Raw genomic sequence first — 18,966 nt, forward strand, 5'->3', positions numbered from 1 at the left:
TTCGATCCCATCCACCCGACAAGAGTGGTTCACCTGCCAGCCGCGCAGCACGGGGCCGACAGGAATCTGCCATCCCAACACCCGGAGACAACGCCATGCAACGCATCCCCGCCTTCGCGCTTTCTGCCCTTGCCCTCACCGGCGCCCTGGCCTGTGGCCTGGCCCAGGCACAGACGTCCGAACCCGTCATCGGCCTCATCACCAAGACCGAGACCAACCCCTTCTTTGTGAAGATGAAAGAGGGCGCTACGGCCGAGGCCAAGAAGCTGGGCGCCAAGCTGGTGTCGGCCGCAGGCAAGACCGATGGCGACAACGCGGGCCAAGTCACGGCCATGGAGAACCTGATCGCCGCAGGTGCCAAGACCATCCTCATCACCCCCAGCGACGCCAAGGCCATCGTGCCCGCCATCAAGAAGGCGCAGGCACGCGGCGTGATGGTGATTGCGCTGGACAGCCCCACCGAGCCCATGGATGCGACGGACGCGCTGTTTGCCACCGACAACTACAAGGCCGGCGAGCTGATCGGCCAGTACGCCAAGGCCGCCGCTGCAGGCAAGAAGCCCGTGATTGCCACGCTGGACCTGTTCCCCGGCCACCCGGTGGGCGCACAGCGGCACAACGGCTTCTTGAAGGGCTTTGGCCTGCAGGCGAACGACGCCAAGAGCAACGAACTGTCGCGCCCCGCCGAAGTGGTCTGCATGGCCGACAGCTTTGGTGACCGCGCCAAGGGCCAGACCGGCATGGAAAACTGCCTGCAGAAGAACCCCGACATCAACATCGTCTACACCATCAACGAGCCCGCCGCTGCCGGTGCCTACAACGCGCTCAAGGCCGCAGGCAAGGAGAAGAACGTGCTCATCGTCTCGGTGGACGGCGGCTGTGCGGGCATTGCCGACGTGGGCAAGGGTGTGATCGCAGCCACCAGCCAGCAGTACCCGCTGCGCATGGCGGCCATGGGCGTGGCGGCCGGCGTGGAATACGCCAAGACCGGCAAGAAGGTCAGCGGCTACACCGACACCGGCGTGACGCTGATCGCTGCCAAGCCCATGGCGGGCGTGGACAGCAAGGATGTGAAAACTGGCACCGACCTGTGCTGGGGCGCCAAGTAAGAGCCGTTCGAAAAACTCTTCTGGCGTCGTTGCTGCGTCTTGTCGTACTACCGTACTGCCTGCGACGCAGCGCCTAGCCAGAACCGCTTCGCTGAGTTTTGCGAGCAGCTCTGAAAAAACGCCTTCTCTCTGAGAGTCACCTCATCCACCCGCACGGAGCCGCCATGTCCTCGACCGCTTCCAAACTACCGCCGCTGGCCACGCTGGGGCCGTTCATCGCGCTGATCCTGGCGTGCGCCTTTTTTGCCACGCAGAGCGAGCGTTTTCTGTCCGCGCAGAACTTCGCGCTCATCCTGCAGCAGGTCATGGTGGTGGCGGTGATCGCCATCGGCCAGACGCTGGTGATCCTCACCGCGGGCATTGATCTGTCGTGTGGCATGGTCATGGCACTGGGCGGCATCGTGATGACCAAGATGGCGGCGGACTATGGCCTCTCGGCCCCCGTGGCGATTGCGTGCGGTATGGCGGTGACCATGCTGTTCGGCCTGATCAACGGTCTCTTGGTCACCAAGATCAAGCTGCCGCCTTTCATCGTCACGCTGGGCACGCTCAACATTGCGTTTGCCGCCACGCAGCTGTATTCGGGCGCGCAGACCATCACCGACATCCCTGCGGGCATGACCGCACTGGGCAACACCTTCCAGCTGGGGCAGACTGCCATCGTGTGGGGCGCGGTGCTCATGCTGGTGCTGTACCTCATCACCTGGTTTGCGCTGCGCGAGACCGCACCGGGCCGCCATGTGTACGCCGTGGGCAACAGCCCCGAGGCCACGCGCCTCACCGGCATTGCCACCGACAAGGTGCTGCTGGGCGTGTATGTGCTGGCCGGCCTGTTCTACGGCATTGCGTCGCTGCTGTCGGTGGCGCGCACTGGGGCAGGCGACCCGAACGCGGGCCAGACCGAAAACCTCGACGCCATCAGCGCTGTGGTGCTGGGTGGCACCAGCCTGTTTGGTGGGCGCGGCGTCATCCTGGGCACGCTGGTGGGGGCGCTGATTGTGGGCGTGTTCCGCAACGGGCTCACGCTGATGGGCGTGTCGTCGGTGTACCAGATCCTGGTCACCGGCATCCTCGTGATCCTGGCCGTGGCCACCGACCAACTCTCGCGCAAAGGAGTGCGTTGATCATGACCACCTCCACACACACCGCGAACGCCCCGCTGGTCATGCAGGCCAAGGGCTTGGTCAAGCGCTATGGGCAGGTCACGGCGCTGGATGGCGCCGACTTTGAACTGCGCGCCGGGGAAATCCTGGCGGTGATCGGCGACAACGGCGCGGGCAAGTCCAGCCTCATCAAGGCGCTGTCGGGCGCTACCGTGCCCGACGAAGGCGAGATCCTGCTCGACGGCCAGCGCATCCAGTTCAAGAGCCCCATCGACGCGCGCCGCGCGGGCATCGAAACCGTGTACCAGGACCTGGCCGTGGCCCCGGCCATGACGATTGCCGAGAACCTGTTCCTCGGCCGTGAACTGCGCCGCCCCGGACTGCTGGGCAGCGCGCTGCGCATGCTCGACAAGAAAAAGATGCTCGAAGAAAGCGTGGCCCGCATGGCCGAGCTGAAGGTCGGAATCCGCTCCATGACGCAGGCGGTCGAGACGCTCTCGGGCGGCCAGCGCCAGTGCGTGGCCGTGGCGCGGGCGGCAGCGTTTGCGCGCCATGTTGTCATCATGGATGAACCCACCGCCGCCCTGGGCGTGAAGGAGGGCAACATGGTGCTGGAGCTGATCCGCCGCGTGCGCGACAAGGGCCTGCCCGTCATTCTCATCAGCCACAACATGCCCCATGTGTTCGAGATTGCCGACCGCATCCACATCGCCCGCCTGGGCAAACGCGCCGCCGTGGTCAACCCCAAGAAGATCAGCATGAGCGACACCGTGGCCGTGATGACGGGGGCCATGGCTGCGTCTGACCTGCCCGCTGAATGCCTTGCCTGAAGACGCTGCCATGCTGAAAAACATCGACCCCCTGCTGACCCCCGACCTGCTCAAGGTGCTGGCCGAAATGGGCCATGACGACGCCATCGTGCTGGCCGACGCCAACTTCACCGCCATGAGCCTGGGCACTGGCAAGCCTGTGCTGCGCCTGCCCGGCATTGGCATGGCGCGTGCCGTGCAAGCGGTGGCCAGCGTATTGCCATTGGCGCAAGACGTGACGCACCCTGTGGCCTACATGCAGGTGGGCGGTACCGAGGTGCCGTACCGCTCGGCCCTGCAGCGGGAAACCCTGGACGTGCTGGCGCGCGAGGGCGTGGCCAGCGCGCAGGCCGAAGGCGTGGAGCGTTTTGCGTTCTACGAGCGCGTCAAAAAGGCCTATGCGATCGTTGTGACGGGCGAACTGCAGCCCTGGGGCAATTTCCTGCTGCGCAAGGGCGTCATCGGCGACACTCTGAACGCCTGACCGTTTCATCACCATGCTGGACACCGACGCTTCTCCCTCTGCCGTTGACAACGCTGCCGCCAGCCCCGCGCTGCTGCGCCAGCGTGGCTCCAACCATGTGGGGCTGCGCCAGTTCAACGAACGCGTGGTGCTGCAGGCGCTGCGCACCCACGGCAGCCTGGCCAAGGCCGAGATGGCGCGCGTCACGGGCCTGACGGCGCAGACCATCGGTTTGATCACTGCGCGGCTCGATGAAGACCAGTTGCTGCGCCGCGAAGCCCCCGTGCGTGGGCGCGTGGGCCAGCCCTCGGTGCCCATCGGGCTGAACCCCGACGGCGCGTTTGCCATCGGCATCAAGATCGGCCGCCGCAGCGCCGACTGGCTGCTGGTGGACTTCACCGGCCATGTGCGCGAGCGCATCGTGCTCGACTACGCCTTTCCTGACATCGACGTGCTGCTGCCCGCCATCCGCACGCACCTCAACCAGTTGCTCGACGGCCTGGGCCCGCTGCGCTCGCGCGTGGTGGGCGTAGGCGTGGCCGCGCCGTTCCAGCTCGGCGGCTGGCACCGCATGCTGGGGCTGACCGAAGCGCAGTCCGAAGCCTGGAACAACATCGACCTGGCCGAGCAGGTGCAGCAGATGACCGAGCTGCCCGTGAGCTTCGCCAAAGACACCTCCGCCGCCTGCGTGGCCGAGTTGCTGCAGGGGCGCGGGCGCGACATCCCGAGTTTTCTGTACCTCTTCATGGACACCTTTGTGGGCGGCGGGCTGGTCATCAACTCGCACTTGCATCGCGGTCTGCATGGCAACGCGGGTGCGGTGGCTTCGCTGCCGCTGTCACCCGCCCAACCGGGGCAGGCACCGGCGCAGCTCATCAGCCAGGCCTCGCTGTGGGAGTTGGAGCAGCGTTTTCGCGAGCACGGCCTCGACCCCATGGCCGCCTACGACAAGCGCGTGCTGCAGGCCCCGTGGCTGGAACACAGCCGGGGCTGGATCGCACGCGCCGCTGCGGGCCTGGCGCACTGCATCGTCTCGGCCACGGCGTTCCTGGACCTGGACGCCGTGGTGGTCGATGGCGCCGCTGCCCCCGAGCTGCTGCAGGCACTGTGCGAGAGCGCCCGCCACGCGCTGGCCGACTACAACTGGGAGGGCCTGCACCAGCCGCCCCGGCTGGAACTGGGCACCATGGGCTCGGACGCGCGGGCGCTGGGCGGAGCGCTGCTGCCGCTGCATGCGTGTTTCGCGCCGGATACGGACATCTTTCTCAAGACGTAGTGGCGACCGCGCGGCAGTGAGGGATTGGTTGCTATTAAATGTATAGCTGTCAAGGCATATCCATCGCGCGGAAAGGCCTGGTTTTGTTCAAAAATCTTCGGTGAGACCGAGTGGCAAAAGCCCGCCTGCCACCTTACCGGCCCGCGAGGATCGCCCGCGCCACTTCAGCAAACCCCGCGCCCCGCTCGCCTTGGGTCACATAGCGCGGCAGGTGCGCGAGCTGCGGCACAAATCGCGCGATGTTGGCAACGCCTACGCTGTGGGTGAAGTGCTGGAACATCGCCTGGTCATTGCCCGAGTCGCCCACAAACACCCAGCGATCCAGCTCCTGCGCCAGGTCACGGCCCAGCAGCTCGCGCACGATCCAGTTGGCGCCCTGCCATTTGTTGAAGTCGCCAAAGCAGCCGTGGATGTGGATGCTGCTCACCGTGGTCTGCATGCCTTCGCGCTGCAGCAGGGCCAGCACCTGCTGCACGGTCTCGGGCGGGTGCCGGTCGAACTCGTCGTAGTCAAAGGCCAGGTCGGTCTCGCGCCCGGCGCTGTCGCGGCTCAGGGCCACGCCGGGCACTTCGGCCGCCACCATGGCAGCGATTTCGCGCATCCGTGCCTGGTTGGCGCTGCGTAGGGCGGTGTCTTGCTGGTAGCGCTTGACCAGCGTTGGTTGCAAGCCAGGGCCCCGGGTAAACGCCACAGCGCCGTTCTCGGCCACCATGGCATCCACCGGCCAGGTCGAACCGGCAGGCCCGGCCATGAAAGGTTCACACCAGCCAATCGGCCGCCCCGTGATGGGAATCACCACCAGGCCCGCTGTCTTCAGGTCGGCCAGCGCCTGCAGTGCGTCGGGCGTGATCGCGCCCTCGGTGGTCAGGGTGTCGTCGATGTCGGTGAATATTCCCGCGATGGTGGAGCGGGCGGCCGAATTCCAGTGAGGCAGGGGCAGCATGTGGCAGATGCAGAAAGTGTTCTGGCCCGATGATCATCGCGCAACTCGAAGCAAGGGCCTTTCGATGCAGCGGAACCACAGCATGCTGATGACAACAATTACAACGGGCAGACCAAGCAGGAAGAAGAGCAATGACTGCGGTTCCGAAATACCAAGGGACATGCGCATTCGACCGCTGGCGTCGAGCAGGAAGGTGTGAAGCAGATACAAACTGTATGAAGCATCGCCCACCGCGACCAGCCAGGTGGGCGGTGAAAACCTGGTTTGCTCGAGGCACAGGGCAATGACTAGAGTGGCAACGCCCACCACCCCGAAGCTCGCCGCCCGCATGACTTCGACACGATCAAAAAACGGCGACATGGAACCTACCGCAAAGCCCGAGGCTATCAGCAGGAGGCACAGCGGGATGGTGGTTTTGTGTGTTCGAAAGATTGAAGCGCGTCGGTCATAGGCGTGTGCCACTAGTGCCCCTGCGAGGAACTCTAGCCCCAGCCCAGTAAGTCCATACCGTAGTGGCTGGTCGCCTTCAAAAACACCTTGCGGATCTATGGTGACCCATGCGATGCCCCAAGCCGCAAGTACCAGCATTACCGAAACAATGACTTTGATCTGGTGTCGCCGCGGAAGGATTGCAATGGGAATGATCCATAGATAGAAGTAGATCTCCATTGTCAGCGACCAAGCTGGAGGCAGCCAGTTGTCCCAAATGTTGGGGTAAAGCAGAAGAGTGCTGAAAATCATCTTCTGCAAAGGCGGCAGACTCTCCTGGTATACCCAAACTGTCGTCAGTGCGATGAGTAGCAGGACGGGCCAATAACCCATATAGATGCGTCGCAAACGGTTCACCACGAAACGTTTGATGCCGCTTGCAGGAATGGTGCGCAGGGCCGAGCGGTACACCACGAAGCCGCTGAGTGTGAAAAATATGTCGACCCCGGAGAAACCCCAGCGGGTGAACGCACTAGTGGTCGACAACAGTGGAGCCAAGTTCCAGTGGGGGTGCATGTGGAAAAAGAGCACCATGAGCGCTGCCACGCCGCGCAGCGCCTGAATCCACAGTAAATCAGTCTGTGCAGCGGCAGTCGCACAGGCTGCGCTATTGCGAGAGCTTGATGTGCGTTCCACGATGCTCCAGGTATGGCGTACGAGAATTCAGCCTTTGTGGCGAAAGAGCCATTTAGTTGCCCCGGTAAAATTGACGACCATGCCCAGTAAACTGCCTATGCATACGTAGGTACTGAGCCATAGAGGCGACTGACTGAAGCGTGAAGCTAAGAAAGAATAAGCAGCTAGATTCACAAGGCCACCACCTAGCATAAGACCCAAGTAGCGCATATACTCGCCAAAAATATGCATGCCCGCAGAGCGATTCGCAAATGTAAACCGTCGGTTTAATATCCATGTAGCCGTAGCTGCTCCCAGAAAGGACGCTAAGCGAGCAGCATAGATGCCAATAGGCTCTCGCAATAAGGCGAGCAATGTTACATCCACCGCGAGTCCAATGATGCCCACCAATCCAAACCGTAATAGTTCGCGGGTTAGCGTCATGAGGAGTAGCTCGCCTTATTGCTGTCCGTGATACTCAAATAAACTAAGCGCTTGAGTTCGCGTCGCATCTGGGTGATGCCGTGAAGGATCAATCCACTAACGCCCGACACCACGCCGCAGAGCATCAATGCAGTCACCAGACCCAGCGTGGGAAAACGTCGCACAAGGCCTGTTTGCTCAAACTCTAGAATGATAGGGACTGCAAGTGCAACAGAAGCTGCCATAAGAAACGCACCCAACCAACCAAAGAACTGAAGTGGTTTTTCGCTCAGCACGAGACGTCCTATTGTTTTTAGAATGCGCCAACCATCCCGATAGGTTGAGAGTTTGCTGGTTGATCCTTCGGGACGAGCCCCATAGGGTGTATCGATTTCCGCACACGGCATACGCAACTCTAGTGCGTGTACGTTCAATTCGGTCTCGATCTCAAAGCCGTGTGATTGAGCTGGAAACGATTTTACATAGCGGCGCGAGAAAACACGATAGCCCGACAACATGTCCCGGAAACTGCCTCCAAATATTTGCTGCACGCATCCAGTCAGAAGCTTGTTTCCCAGCCTGTGACCCGGGCGATACGTAGCCCCACCAACTCCTTGGTCTGACTCTACTCGGGCTCCGACGACCATATCTAGCCGTCCGTCAATTAGTGTCTTGATGAGCAAGCAAGCGGATGGTGCATGGTATGTGGCATCACCATCCGCCATGACGTAGATATCGGCATCAACATCTGCAAACATGCGTCGCACCACATTACCTTTGCCACGGAGCGCAACGTGAACAACGGTAGCGCCATGCTCTACAGCGACTTTGGCAGTTTGATCGGTGGAGTTGTTATCAAACACATACAGCTTGGCCTGCGGCAAAGCTGCCTTGAAGTTGTCTAAAACAATTCCGATCGCAAGCGCTTCGTTAAAGCACGGAATTATGACCGCGACATCAGGTTCAGTCCCACGGATCTTTTCCTTGTATCCATTCATGAGTTCTTGCCCAAGGTAGAAGATGCCGTGCTATTTAAATATCCAGTCGAGGAGGTTTGAGAGTACAAAACTGGGAGGAGGATCATAGGAGCTGCAAAAAATGTGAGCAAATATCTATATTCTCCGGCTATTGAAAAAATGAAAACGGCTATTAGATGTAATATTAGTGTGCTGCATATGATGAAGCTGCCGTAGTCCTTATGTCTCCATGTACGTACGCTGCCAGTAGCTACTAAAAATAAGCCCAGCCATGGGGCCCATAGTATAAATCGATAGACGAGCGAAAAATCGAACCAAGCAGATATCGCGCGATGGATAGCCCCGTTTCGAAAGCGTGGTTGGGATAGTGATTTTGTTTTGTTTAAAATTATCTCGGCGCTCGCAAGTCCTGGAATTCCGCCGTTGGCAAAAGCCGAGTACAAGAAGATATTAATGCGGCTCGCTGTAAACGCTGGAAGATTGTGCCAGAGGTTGTAGGTGAAGAATTCGCGAATGATTGTCTTCTTTGCCTTTGATGACAGACTCATTAAATTGGGTCCATCGTTAAAGTATACGAGTGGGTCCCAATAGTAGTGATCGTAGTATTGGTTGATACGATCTATGCTTTCGCCATTCGAGGTCAGGGCATCGAGCGTTTGAGGGGTTACTCGGGGCTCGTTGCGCTCCCACAGACCCATCGGGCGATGCTCCAGAAAGCCCACTGTTTCGTAGAGTGCCAAAGGAAAGATGGCTCCGTGAGATTCTCTTTGAAAGTAGGTGCTCGCAAGAATGGCTGATGCACACCATGGTAGGAAGACTGCGGCTAATTTCCAGCGATCTCGTGTTGAGGAAATGGTTGCCAAAGCCACTATAGCTATTATACTAATTATTCCGTTTGGACGTGCAAAAAGTGCGAAAGGAATTGTTAAAAATAGCATCCAAACAGCGGCATGATCAATTTTTCTTGCCTTGTAGCAGCGCCAGGCCTCGAATAGCATTCCAATTGATGCCATTGCGTACACCCCGTCTCCGTATAGACTGCTTGAATAATAAATAACACTAGGAGCCAGGGCGACAAAAAACAAGCAGTAAATAAAACTCTTGTACATTTCGTGGCTCAGCATCCAGCCTAAAATGCGCGCGCATACAATGGCACATAGTGTCATTTGAAAGATGATTGGAATTTCCGTTAGTCCCCAGGTGCCATATAGTAAGAGATTGTAGGCATACCAGAAAGATGGTTTTCCGGAAGAAAAACCTCGATCTGTATCTACTTCTAACATAATTGCGAGACTGTCTTGTCCAAGAACGCCTGGCCAGCATGCAATCATCCAAACTGCATATGCCAAGCTCAAAGCCACTAGTAAAAATCCAAACCGTTGAAGTTCGGTCAGTTGTCGATTTTTCTTTTTGAAGAAATTGAGTGGGGAGGAGCGTGATAAGGCTGTCTTTTTTGTGGACGGCTTGAATTTTAGAAATTGCTTCTCAAGCCCGTGCCAACTAAGATATGCAAGAAAGGTGGTTGCTAAAAAGGCAAAGAGCAGAGTTGCCAAGAATCCTTGTGAGGGGAAAAGATAAAATATTATTGTTTGTTGAATCGGGAAGGCGAAAAGATATATTCCATAAGACGGATCACCCCATTGGCCAGCTTTCCTGATAAAAGGAGTTGATCGAGTGCCAAAATATATGATGAAAAATGGCAGACCTATCAGGAGTGCGGTATGGTGTAAATTTGCCGTCCATGAGATTGCAGTAGCTGTAGTTATTGCCCCAGTCCATAGAGCTGGACGACGGGTCCAATTTTTTTCCAATGTATGCAGTGCAACACCTGCCGCAAAAAAGGCACTTAACTCCCAGTTATAACTAACAATTTTTGTTAGATCAGCATTGTATTTTTGAAAAAACCAAGCGAAATAAATAAAGATGCAAATTAATAGTATCGGTCGATATTTTAGTAGGCCGATTAGGCCTCCTAAGGCCAAAATGATGTAGCAACGAACCTCGATAGGAATGGTCCACAGTGAGCCGTTAACCCCCTTGGGGTAGGGATTTCCCTCAAAGACACCTGGTAAAACAAAGTGGATTTTCATCCACAGTCCCTGAAGATAATTTGCAGTCGCTTTATGAGTGATGTAGTCTCTGAGTGGCAGCTCTGTGACCAGAGCGCCCAGGCCATATGCAGTCAGAACTAGCGCGGCGGTCAGTGCTGGCCAGATGCGCAAAAAGCGCCGCAGCGCAAATCGAAAGAAATTTGGGTCACGCTGCCAACTAGCAGCGACCAAATAGCCGCTAATAATAAAAAATATTGCGACGGCCAAGCCCCCGTAGCTATGGATTCCAAAGAAGCTGGGCTCCATCTGACCCGTCAAGGCGTAATGGTGACTGATAAGCACCATAGAGGCCGCCACGATACGGATCGCGTCAAAGTTGTTGCCGGCGAATGAAGATCCCCCTGCGTGTATATGTGCTGCACTCATTTCAATGTCAGCGCATCAAGCATTGGCCTGCAATGCCAACCCCGCATGCTCCCGCAGCGGATGGAAGTGGATCTTGGGAAACCGCTCCTGCGCCAACCGCACGTCGTACGGCGAGGTGCACAGGTACGCCAGCGTATCCGCCGCATCGTGCGCCAGGCGCAGCGGGTAGGCATCGGTGAATGCACGCAGGTCGGCCGCGTTGTCGGCGGTGATCCAGCGGGCGCCCGTGTACTGGCAGCCTTCCAGGCGCACATCAGCGTCGTATTCGGCCTTCAGGCGGTGCTGTACCACTTCAAACTGCAGCTGGCCCACGGCGCCCAGCAGCATGTTGCCGCCCGCGTCGGGCTTGAAGACCTGGATCGCGCCTTCCTCGCCCAGCTGGGCCAGGCCCTGTTGCAGCTGTTTGGTGCGCAGCGGGTTCTTGAGCACCACGGTCATGAACATCTCGGGCGCGAAGAAGGGCAGGCCGGTGAACTGCAGGTTGGCACCGTCGGTGATGGTGTCGCCCAGCTGCACGCCGCCGTGCGTGGTGAAGCCGATGATGTCGCCCGCGTAGGCTTCTTCGACCGCTTCTCGGCGCTGGGACATGAAGGTCACGACCGAGGTGGGCCGCAGCTCCTTGCCGGTGCGTTGCACCTTGAGCTTCATGCCCGGCGTGTATTTGCCCGAGGCCACACGCACGAAGGCGATGCGGTCGCGGTGGTTGGCGTCCATGTTGGCCTGCACCTTGAACACCACGCCCGAGAAACCTTCGTCTTCGGGCTGGATGGTCTTGACAACGGGCTGCTTGTTGACTTCGAGCGTACTCACGCGCGGGCCAGGGGGCGGGGCCATGTCCACGAGGGCATCCAGCACTTCCATCACCCCGAAGTTGTTCACGCCGGAGCCGAAGAACACGGGGGTGAGCTTGCCGGCCAGGAAGGCCTCGTGGTTCCACTCGGGCGATGCGCCGGTGGCCAGCTCCATGCTGTCCATGGCGGCGTCGAATTCGGCACCAAAGCGGGCGCGCAGCGTGTCCACGTCGGTGAGCGGGATGGACTCGAAATCCTGCGGGCGGCGTTCGCTGCCGGACTCGAACACGGTCATCGTCTTGGTGCGCAGGTTGATGATGCCGCCAAAGCTCTTGCCCTGGCCTACGGGCCAGGTCATGGGGCAGCAGGGCATGCCCAGCTCGCGCTCCACTTCGTCCATGATGTCCAGCGGGTCGCGCACCTCGCGGTCCATCTTGTTGACGAAGGTGATGATGGGCGTGTCGCGCTGGCGGCAGACCTCGATGAGGCGGCGGGTTTGTGCTTCCACACCGTTGGCCGCGTCGATCACCATCAGGGCCGAGTCCACGGCGGTGAGCACGCGGTACGTGTCTTCGGAGAAGTCCTTGTGGCCGGGCGTGTCGAGCAGGTTGATCACATGCTCGCGGTACAGCATCTGCATGACCGAGGAGGCCACCGAGATGCCGCGCTGCTTTTCAATTTCCATCCAGTCGGATGTGGCGTGGCGGCTGGCCTTGCGGCCCTTGACGGCACCGGCGATCTGGATCGCGCCCGAGAACAGCAGCAGCTTTTCCGTCAGCGTCGTTTTACCGGCGTCGGGGTGGGAAATGATGGCAAAGGTGCGGCGGCGCCGGGTTTCGGGGGCGTAGGACACGGGGGGATTCCAAGAGGGCTAGGGCCGCTGCGGCAAGGGCTGCGGCAGCAGGCGCGACAGGCGCGGTGCGCCGAATCGCGGGATTTTACCGGGCGGGCGCTCTGGATTCCCCGGGGCGGGCATCAGCTATTCATTGCGCTGCACGCCACCCACAGCGCTTGAAGCTGGCGCGTACAAGGCCAGCGCACCCGTGGAGCTGACTTTGTCAGGCCACCGGGTGCGCCCCCCTCCCGCCCCGCATAGCGGGGCGAGAGAGGGGGAAGGCGCACAGCGCCTCAGGGGGTGTTTCACTTCGCCTGCGTGTGGCGGGCGTACATCTTCTGCATGCCGCCGATCCAGCGTTCGTAGTCCTGCCCTTTGTTGCGGAAGTACTGCGTCACCTCGGGGTGGGGCAGTACCAGAAAGCGCCCGTCCAGCATGGCGGCCAGCACGTCGCCCGCCACCTGCTCAGGGGGGAGGATGCCGTCGTGCGAGGCCGATCCGCCGTCGCCCGTGACCATGGCGGTGCGTACCGACTGCGGGCACAGGCAGGCCACGCCCACGCCCTTGCGGCCGTAGGCGATGCGCAGCCATTCGGCAAAGGCCACGGCCGCGTGTTTGGTCACGGCGTAGGGGGCGGATTCGACAATGGTCAGCAGCCCGGCGGCCGAGGCCGTGACGAGGAAGAAGCCCTCACCACGCTCCACCATTTCGGGTACCACGGCCCGGGCCGCCCATACATGAGCCATGCCGTGGATGTTCCACATGGCGTCCCACAGCGGGTCTTCGAGTTCGATGCCGCCCGGGCGGCCCAGGATGCCCGCGTTGGAGATGTAGGCGTCCACGCGGCCATAGCGTTCGCGCGTGGTGGCCACCAGGGCCTGGATGTCGGCCTCTTTGGAGACATCGCAGCGCACGGCCAGGCCCCCGATCTCGTCGGCCACGGCCTGGGCGGGTTCCAGATGCAGGTCGGCCACGACCACGGCGCGTGCGCCCTCCTGTGCAAAACGCCGCGCGATGCTGCGGCCGATGCCGCTGGCGCCGCCGGTGACGATGACGACCTTGTCCTTGGGGTCCATGCTGTGCTCCTTGATGGCGCTTTTGAAAGAGCACCAGTGTCAGGGGCTACGCCAACCCCGGCAGCCGCACAGGTGACATGGGTGGTTGGCATGTTGCCGACGTGAAAGAGCAAGGGCGAGTGAGCGCGGGGCGGCCCCACCCGCAGCCGGGGATGTTTCCCCGCCGGGCACTTGCTTTTATAATCCGCCGATCCGAGGAGCGTTGCAGCGCCCCCAGCACAGGCGGGGCGTGAGGCTCGGAGTCACCCAGCAACGACGCTCATCCACTTCTCGTGTGGTGAGCCTTGTCACTCCCCCGACCAGTGGTTTTTCAAACATGCTTTGGAGCACACCACCATGAACGCACGCGTCAACGCCCCGGTCAACACCGACTGCATCATTGCCGACATCGGCCTGGCCGATTGGGGCCGCAAAGAGATCCGCATCGCCGAAACGGAGATGCCCGGCCTGATGGCCATCCGCGAGGAGTTCGCGGCCAAGCAGTCGCTCAAGGGCGCCCGTATCACCGGCAGCCTGCACATGACGATCCAGACCGCCGTGCTGATCGAAACGCTGCAAGCCCTGGGCGCCGATGTGCGCTGGGCCTCGTGCAACATCTTCTCCACGCAGGACCATGCCGCCGCCGCTATCGCTGCCACCGGCACGCCCGTGTTTGCCGTCAAGGGCGAGACCCTGGCCGAATACTGGGACTACACCCACCGCATTTTTGACTTTGGCCCCAAGGGCACCGCAGGCGAAGGCCCCAACCTGATCCTGGACGACGGCGGCGATGCCACGCTGCTGATGCACCTGGGCAAGAAGGCCGAGAAGGACGCGTCCGTGCTGGCCAACCCCGGCAGCGAAGAAGAGCGCATCCTGTTCGCCGCCATCAAGGCCAAGCTGGCCGAAGACAGCACCTGGTACAGCCGCAAGAGCGCCGAGATCATCGGCGTGACCGAAGAGACCACCACCGGCGTGCACCGCCTCAAGGAAATGTCGGCCAAGGGCTCGCTGATGTTCCGCGCGATCAACGTGAACGACTCGGTGACCAAGAGCAAGTTCGACAACCTGTACGGCTGCCGCGAGTCGCTGGTGGACGGCATCAAGCGTGCCACTGACGTGATGATCGCCGGCAAGGTGGCCGTGGTGGCGGGCTACGGCGACGTGGGCAAGGGCAGCGCCCAGGCCCTGCGCGCCCTGAGCGCCCAGGTGTGGGTGACCGAGATCGACCCCATCAACGCGCTGCAGGCTGCCATGGAAGGCTTCAAGGTTGTGACCATGGAATGGGCCGCCGACAAGGCCGACATCTTCGTGACCACCACCGGCAACCGCGACGTGATCACTTTCGAGCACATGGCGGCGATGAAGGACCAGTCCATCGTTTGCAACATCGGCCACTTCGACAACGAGATCCAGGTCGCCAAGCTCGAAGAACACTGCCAGTGGGAAGAGATCAAGCCCCAGGTGGACCACGTGATCTTCCCCGACGGCAAGCGCATCATCCTGCTGGCCAAGGGCCGCCTGGTGAACCTGGGCTGCGGCACGGGCCACCCCAGCTTCGTGATGTCCAACTCGTTCGCCAACCAGACCATCGCCCAGATCGAGCTGTTCACCCACAGCGACTACTATGAAAACGGCAAGGTCTACGTGCTGCCCAAGCACCTGGACGAGAAGGTGGCGCGCCTGCACCTGAAGAAGGTGGGCGCCATGCTGACCGAGCTGAGCGACGACCAGGCCGCCTACATCGGCGTGCCCAAGCAAGGCCCTTACAAGCCCGATACGTACCGTTATTGATTGGATGTGCTGAGGGGGCGGTGCCCCCTTCTTCCCCCGTGGCGTGACGCTGCGCGGGGCCGGGCAGCGGCGCTTGCACGCCGGGTGCTGATTACCTGATTGCTATGTTAATGATAGCTATCAGGGCATGATGGTCGCGCGGTAGCGGCTGTTTTTACTCATAAAAGGACGGGCGCCATGCGCGCAGATGTGTTTTTGGTGGAGCGGGGGCATGCCGCCACACGCTCGCAGGCCCAGCGCCTGATTGCGTCGGGTGTCGAATGGCGCCTGTCGCCGCTCGCGTCCTGGCAGAAGGTGGCCAAGAATGGCGACGACATCCCGGCCATTGCCGAGGTGCAGTTGCTCGACAGCGCCGAGGCCAAGTACATCTCGCGCGGCGGGCTCAAGCTCGAAGGCGCGCTCGATGCCCAGGGTCTGAAGGTGCAAGGGCTGCGCTGCCTGGACGTGGGGCAGAGCACTGGTGGTTTCACCGACTGTCTGTTGCAGCGCGGTGCCGCCCAGGTGATTGGCGTGGACGTGGGCCATGACCAGCTGCACGAGCGGCTGAGGAACGACCCGCGGGTGGTGTGTGTCGAGGGCGTGAACGCCCGCTCGCTGACGCCCGAGGCGCTGCAGCAGGCCTGCGATCTGGCGCTCTCGGAAGTCATCGAGCTGGAAGAGGACAACGAGACCCAGCCCGAGGCCCCCTACAGCTGGATGCGCAACGGCGGCCAGGTGGACGAGGACTATGACGACAGCGACGATGCCAAGGAAAAGGACATCGAAGCCTTCAAGGCCGAACGCGCCGAGCTGGCCAAGGCGCGCGCACAGGGCACGCTGCCGGTGGAGCGCCGCCGCCGCGCCGACCGGGAAGATGTCGATATCACGCCCGAATTTGGCCTGGTGACGGGCGACCTGTCGTTCATCTCGCTCACACTGGTGCTGCCCGCGCTGGTGCCGCTGCTGGCGCCACAGGGCGACCTGGTCATGCTGGTCAAGCCGCAGTTCGAGCTGCAGCCCGGCCAGGTGGGCAAGGGCGGTATCGTGCGCGACGAGGCTCTGTACGCCGTGGTCGAACAACGCATCCGCGATTGCTGCGCCACCGTGGGCCTGGCCGTGCTGGCGTGGCTGGACAGCCCCATCCAGGGCGGCGACGGCAACCGTGAATTTTTTATCCATGCTAGGAGGGCTGCATGAATGCTGCCAATGCACAGGGCACCGGTTTCCCTGTGAGTTTTGAGTTCTTCCCGCCCAAGACGCCCGAAGGCGCCGACAAGCTGCGCGTGGCCCGCCAGCAGCTGTATGCGCTGCACCCGGATTTCTGCTCGGTGACCTACGGCGCCGGGGGCTCCACGCAAGAAGGCACCTTTGGCACCGTGCGCGAAATCCTGGCCGAAGGCGTGGGCGCCGCGTCGCACTTCTCCTGCATCGGCGCCACGCGCCAATCGGTGCGCGAGCAGCTCGCCACGCTCAAGGCCATGGGCGTCAAGCGCCTGGTGGCGCTTCGCGGCGACCTGCCCAGCGGCTATGGTGCGGGTGGCGAGTTCCAGTACGCGAGCGACCTGGTGGCCTTCATCCGCGCCGAGACAGGGCGCGACTTCCACATCGAGGTGGCGGCCTACCCCGAGGTGCACCCCCAGGCGCGCTCGCCCGAGGCCGACCTCAAGGCCTATGTGGCCAAGGTGCAGGCCGGGGCGGATTCGGCCATCACCCAGTATTTCTACAACAGCGACGCGTACTTCCGTTTTGTCGAAGACACGCAGCGCCTGGGCGCGGATGTGCCTGTGGTGCCGGGCATCATGCCGATTGGCAGCTCCACACAGCTCATGCGCTTTTCCGACGCGTGTGGCGCCGAGATCCCGCGCTGGATCCGCCTGCGCCTGCAGGGGTTTGGCGATGACACGGCCAGCATCAAGGCCTTTGGCCTGGATGTGGTGACCGACCTGTGCGACCAGCTGCGCAGCGCGGGCGTGCCCGCCTTGCACTTCTACACCATGAACCAAAGCGCCGCGACGCTGGAGATCTGTCGCCGCCTGGGGATCTGATGGGTTGGGGTGGCCTGCCGCTGCCCGCCCGCTGTGGGTCCCTGCAGGGGCTTGCCGGGCATGCGGCGTGTGTGGGGTTGTTGTGGGCCCTGGTGATGGCCCCCGCGCTGGCCCAGGGGCTGTCGGCCGAGGCCGATGCGCTGGCCCCCCATCTCCTGACGGTGCCGGGCGAGGCGATGCTGATCGACCCCCCGCCGCCACCGCCGCTCCCGCCCCCCGGGGGAGATGCCTCGTCCCTCGGGCTGGTCACGGCCGACGAGGTGGGGCTGGCCTCGTGGTACGGCGCGCAGTTCCACCGGCGGCGCACAGCCAGCGGGGAGCGTTTTGACATGCGTGCGCTCACGGCGGCGCATCCCACGCTGCCGTTTGGCTCGCGGGTCTGCGTGCGCAGCCAGGCCACGGGGCGCACGGTGGTGGTGCGCATCAACGACCGGGGCCCCCATGTCCGCAACCGGGTGATCGACCTCAGCCGTGGCGCAGCCGAGGCCCTGGGCATGATCGGCCTGGGGCTCAAGCCGGTGGAGCTGTTTGCGCTGGATGAGGATGAAAAGGACTGCCCGGCGGCGCCTTGAGGAGGGCGTTCTGGCCCGCGTGTTCACGGCCCATGGCTGGCGCCGGGCGGCGCAGCACCGCAGGGTGGGGCGCCTCAGCCGCCGGATTCGAGCGTGTGCGTGGCGTGTTTGTCCTGCGCCAGCAGCTCGGTCATCTGCGGCAGCGCGGCTTTCAGGGCCGCCTTGAGCGTGTAGGGCGGGTTGATCAGGAACATGCCGCTGGCGGGCAGGCCGGGGCGCTTGGTGTCGCCGGTGACCGTTTCGGTGATCTTGCTGGACTTGACGGTCAGCGTGGCGTGCAGCCAGCTTTTTCCCGCCTTGGTGGCCAGGGTCTTGAGACGCCGGGGCAGATCATGGGCCTCGGGGCGCGGGATGATCGGGTACCAGAACGCATAGGTGCCCGTGGCAAAACGCTTGAGCGAATCGGCCGCCATGTCGAGCACCTTGGCATAGTCGCTCTTGATTTCATAGCTGGGGTCGCACAGTACAAGCGCGCGGCGGGCCGGTGGGGGCAAGAATTTCTTGATGCCTTCAAACCCGTCTTCGTGCAGTACGGCCACCTGGCGGCCTGCCTCCAGCTGGGCGACATTGCCCGCCAGGGAGCGCAGGTCGGTGGGGTGCAGCTCGAACAGCTTGAGCTTGTCGTGGCTGCGCAGCAGGCGCTGGGTGATGAAGGGCGAGCCGGGGTAGACCCGCAGGGTGTTGCCCTGGTTGAAGGCGTTCACCATGTCCACATAGGCCTGCAGGGCCGGGGCGAGGGCGGGGGTGGTGGGGGCAAACAGGCGGGCGATGCCGTCGGCGGCTTCGCCGCTGGTGCTGGCATAGTCGCCGTCCAGCCGGTACAGGCCTGCGCCTGCGTGGGTGTCCAGCACGGTCAGGGCCGCGTCTTTCTCGGTGAGGTGTTGCAAGGCGGCAATCAGAACCGTGTGCTTGAGCACATCGGCATGGTTGCCCGCGTGGAAGGCGTGGCGATAACTGAACATGGCCCAATGGTAACGAGTGCGCCCCTTGGTGCGCCTTTTTTGTGGTGCCACCCGCCCAGGCGGGGTGCCCTGGGGGCTGCTTGGGTGTATCTTTCCAGGCCACGGCACAATCCGAACCGCCGGTTGGCCACGAGCGTGATGTTTTTGGCAGACAGGTCGGCATTTGTTAGCCATTTGTTTCGAAATCACCCCCTGCCATGCCGCATGATCGCGCCTGCGGCGGTGCTGGCGCTCCGTTGCGCTCTTGAA

Annotated in this window: 17 protein-coding genes and 1 riboswitch; of the genes, 9 read left to right on the forward strand and 8 right to left on the reverse strand. The window is 61.8% G+C overall.

Annotation, left to right across the window (positions count from 1 at the left end):
* The first annotated feature begins 95 nt into the window (after positions 1 to 95).
* The 5 genes from AC07Z7_RS06735 (at position 96) to AC07Z7_RS06755 (ending at position 4,760) form a co-directional block, all read left to right on the forward strand.
* The gene (locus AC07Z7_RS06735) at positions 96 to 1,109 is read left to right on the forward strand and encodes a sugar ABC transporter substrate-binding protein (protein WP_110960320.1); all 1,014 of its coding nucleotides are present in this window, start codon (positions 96 to 98) and stop codon (positions 1,107 to 1,109) included.
* Between the two features lie 164 nt (positions 1,110 to 1,273).
* Entirely contained in the window at positions 1,274 to 2,233 is a 960-nt protein-coding gene (locus tag AC07Z7_RS06740; protein ID WP_440113132.1) for an ABC transporter permease, read from the forward strand.
* Positions 2,234 to 2,235: 2 nt separating this feature from the next.
* The gene (locus tag AC07Z7_RS06745) at positions 2,236 to 3,042 is read left to right on the forward strand and encodes an ATP-binding cassette domain-containing protein (protein WP_494765762.1); all 807 of its coding nucleotides are present in this window, start codon (positions 2,236 to 2,238) and stop codon (positions 3,040 to 3,042) included.
* Between the two features lie 10 nt (positions 3,043 to 3,052).
* Positions 3,053 to 3,505 carry an RbsD/FucU family protein gene (locus AC07Z7_RS06750; protein ID WP_494765763.1) on the forward strand — a complete coding sequence of 151 codons (453 nt, stop codon included), beginning with the start codon at positions 3,053 to 3,055 and terminating at the stop codon, positions 3,503 to 3,505.
* 13 nt (positions 3,506 to 3,518) lie between these two features.
* The gene (locus tag AC07Z7_RS06755) at positions 3,519 to 4,760 is read left to right on the forward strand and encodes an ROK family transcriptional regulator (RefSeq protein WP_494765764.1); all 1,242 of its coding nucleotides are present in this window, start codon (positions 3,519 to 3,521) and stop codon (positions 4,758 to 4,760) included.
* Positions 4,761 to 4,893: 133 nt separating this feature from the next.
* Here AC07Z7_RS06755 and AC07Z7_RS06760 read toward each other — a convergent pair whose 3' ends face one another.
* The 7 genes from AC07Z7_RS06760 to AC07Z7_RS06790 form a co-directional block, all read right to left on the reverse strand.
* Positions 4,894 to 5,703: an HAD family hydrolase gene (locus AC07Z7_RS06760; protein WP_494765765.1), complete on the reverse strand. Its 810-nt coding sequence runs from the start codon at positions 5,701 to 5,703 to the stop codon at positions 4,894 to 4,896.
* A 33-nt stretch (positions 5,704 to 5,736) separates the two neighbouring features.
* Entirely contained in the window at positions 5,737 to 6,828 is a 1,092-nt protein-coding gene (locus AC07Z7_RS06765; RefSeq protein WP_494765766.1) for an acyltransferase family protein, read from the reverse strand.
* A gap of 27 nt (positions 6,829 to 6,855) precedes the next feature.
* Positions 6,856 to 7,251: a GtrA family protein gene (locus tag AC07Z7_RS06770; protein WP_422847794.1), complete on the reverse strand. Its 396-nt coding sequence runs from the start codon at positions 7,249 to 7,251 to the stop codon at positions 6,856 to 6,858.
* A complete protein-coding gene (locus AC07Z7_RS06775; protein WP_494765767.1) occupies positions 7,248 to 8,228 on the reverse strand; it encodes a glycosyltransferase family 2 protein in 981 nt (326 codons plus the stop codon). Before AC07Z7_RS06775 ends, AC07Z7_RS06770 begins: the two co-directional genes overlap by 4 nt.
* A complete protein-coding gene (locus AC07Z7_RS06780; RefSeq protein WP_494765768.1) occupies positions 8,225 to 10,684 on the reverse strand; it encodes an acyltransferase family protein in 2,460 nt (819 codons plus the stop codon). Before AC07Z7_RS06780 ends, AC07Z7_RS06775 begins: the two co-directional genes overlap by 4 nt.
* A 15-nt stretch (positions 10,685 to 10,699) precedes the next feature.
* A complete protein-coding gene (locus AC07Z7_RS06785) occupies positions 10,700 to 12,328 on the reverse strand; it encodes a peptide chain release factor 3 (RefSeq protein ID WP_494765769.1) in 1,629 nt (542 codons plus the stop codon).
* 287 nt (positions 12,329 to 12,615) lie between these two features.
* Positions 12,616 to 13,386 carry an SDR family oxidoreductase gene (locus AC07Z7_RS06790; protein ID WP_494765770.1) on the reverse strand — a complete coding sequence of 257 codons (771 nt, stop codon included), beginning with the start codon at positions 13,384 to 13,386 and terminating at the stop codon, positions 12,616 to 12,618.
* Between the two features lie 188 nt (positions 13,387 to 13,574).
* A riboswitch (S-adenosyl-L-homocysteine riboswitch) is annotated at positions 13,575 to 13,654 on the forward strand.
* A 68-nt stretch (positions 13,655 to 13,722) separates the two neighbouring features.
* Between AC07Z7_RS06790 and ahcY the strand changes: the two genes are divergently transcribed.
* The 4 genes from ahcY to AC07Z7_RS06810 all read left to right on the forward strand — a co-directional run bounded on the left by ahcY (position 13,723) and on the right by AC07Z7_RS06810 (position 17,755).
* Entirely contained in the window at positions 13,723 to 15,159 is a 1,437-nt protein-coding gene (gene ahcY / locus AC07Z7_RS06795; protein ID WP_494765771.1) for an adenosylhomocysteinase, read from the forward strand.
* A gap of 177 nt (positions 15,160 to 15,336) precedes the next feature.
* Positions 15,337 to 16,335: a TlyA family RNA methyltransferase gene (locus tag AC07Z7_RS06800; protein ID WP_494765772.1), complete on the forward strand. Its 999-nt coding sequence runs from the start codon at positions 15,337 to 15,339 to the stop codon at positions 16,333 to 16,335.
* Positions 16,332 to 17,183 carry a methylenetetrahydrofolate reductase [NAD(P)H] gene (metF, locus tag AC07Z7_RS06805; protein ID WP_094291648.1) on the forward strand — a complete coding sequence of 284 codons (852 nt, stop codon included), beginning with the start codon at positions 16,332 to 16,334 and terminating at the stop codon, positions 17,181 to 17,183. The genes AC07Z7_RS06800 and metF overlap by 4 nt, the downstream gene beginning before the upstream one ends.
* A 95-nt stretch (positions 17,184 to 17,278) precedes the next feature.
* Complete coding sequence (locus AC07Z7_RS06810) at positions 17,279 to 17,755, forward strand: septal ring lytic transglycosylase RlpA family protein (RefSeq protein WP_252659947.1); 477 nt, start codon at positions 17,279 to 17,281, stop codon at positions 17,753 to 17,755.
* A gap of 74 nt (positions 17,756 to 17,829) precedes the next feature.
* Here AC07Z7_RS06810 and AC07Z7_RS06815 read toward each other — a convergent pair whose 3' ends face one another.
* On the reverse strand, positions 17,830 to 18,717 hold the full coding sequence (locus AC07Z7_RS06815) for a 23S rRNA (adenine(2030)-N(6))-methyltransferase RlmJ (protein ID WP_252659824.1): 888 nt from the start codon (positions 18,715 to 18,717) through the stop codon (positions 17,830 to 17,832).
* Positions 18,718 to 18,966: the final 249 nt, after the last annotated feature.

This window comes from Acidovorax sp. GW101-11A03 (assembly GCF_059424825.1).

Excerpts from the sequence above, each read along its gene's own strand:
- AC07Z7_RS06740 (WP_440113132.1), top strand. The coding sequence starts at position 1,274 with ATGTCCTCGACCGCTTCCAAACTACCGCCGCTGGCCACGCTGGGGCCG.
- AC07Z7_RS06810 (WP_252659947.1), top strand. The coding sequence starts at position 17,279 with ATGGCCCCCGCGCTGGCCCAGGGGCTGTCGGCCGAGGCCGATGCGCTG.
- AC07Z7_RS06745 (WP_494765762.1), top strand. The coding sequence starts at position 2,236 with ATGACCACCTCCACACACACCGCGAACGCCCCGCTGGTCATGCAGGCC.
- AC07Z7_RS06790 (WP_494765770.1), bottom strand. The coding sequence starts at position 13,386 with ATGGACCCCAAGGACAAGGTCGTCATCGTCACCGGCGGCGCCAGCGGC.
- AC07Z7_RS06750 (WP_494765763.1), top strand. The coding sequence starts at position 3,053 with ATGCTGAAAAACATCGACCCCCTGCTGACCCCCGACCTGCTCAAGGTG.
- AC07Z7_RS06780 (WP_494765768.1), bottom strand. The coding sequence starts at position 10,684 with ATGAGTGCAGCACATATACACGCAGGGGGATCTTCATTCGCCGGCAAC.
- AC07Z7_RS06775 (WP_494765767.1), bottom strand. The coding sequence starts at position 8,228 with ATGAATGGATACAAGGAAAAGATCCGTGGGACTGAACCTGATGTCGCG.
- AC07Z7_RS06735 (WP_110960320.1), top strand. The coding sequence starts at position 96 with ATGCAACGCATCCCCGCCTTCGCGCTTTCTGCCCTTGCCCTCACCGGC.
- AC07Z7_RS06770 (WP_422847794.1), bottom strand. The coding sequence starts at position 7,251 with ATGACGCTAACCCGCGAACTATTACGGTTTGGATTGGTGGGCATCATT.
- AC07Z7_RS06800 (WP_494765772.1), top strand. The coding sequence starts at position 15,337 with ATGCGCGCAGATGTGTTTTTGGTGGAGCGGGGGCATGCCGCCACACGC.
- AC07Z7_RS06815 (WP_252659824.1), bottom strand. The coding sequence starts at position 18,717 with ATGTTCAGTTATCGCCACGCCTTCCACGCGGGCAACCATGCCGATGTG.
- ahcY (WP_494765771.1), top strand. The coding sequence starts at position 13,723 with ATGAACGCACGCGTCAACGCCCCGGTCAACACCGACTGCATCATTGCC.
- metF (WP_094291648.1), top strand. The coding sequence starts at position 16,332 with ATGAATGCTGCCAATGCACAGGGCACCGGTTTCCCTGTGAGTTTTGAG.
- AC07Z7_RS06755 (WP_494765764.1), top strand. The coding sequence starts at position 3,519 with ATGCTGGACACCGACGCTTCTCCCTCTGCCGTTGACAACGCTGCCGCC.
- AC07Z7_RS06760 (WP_494765765.1), bottom strand. The coding sequence starts at position 5,703 with ATGCTGCCCCTGCCTCACTGGAATTCGGCCGCCCGCTCCACCATCGCG.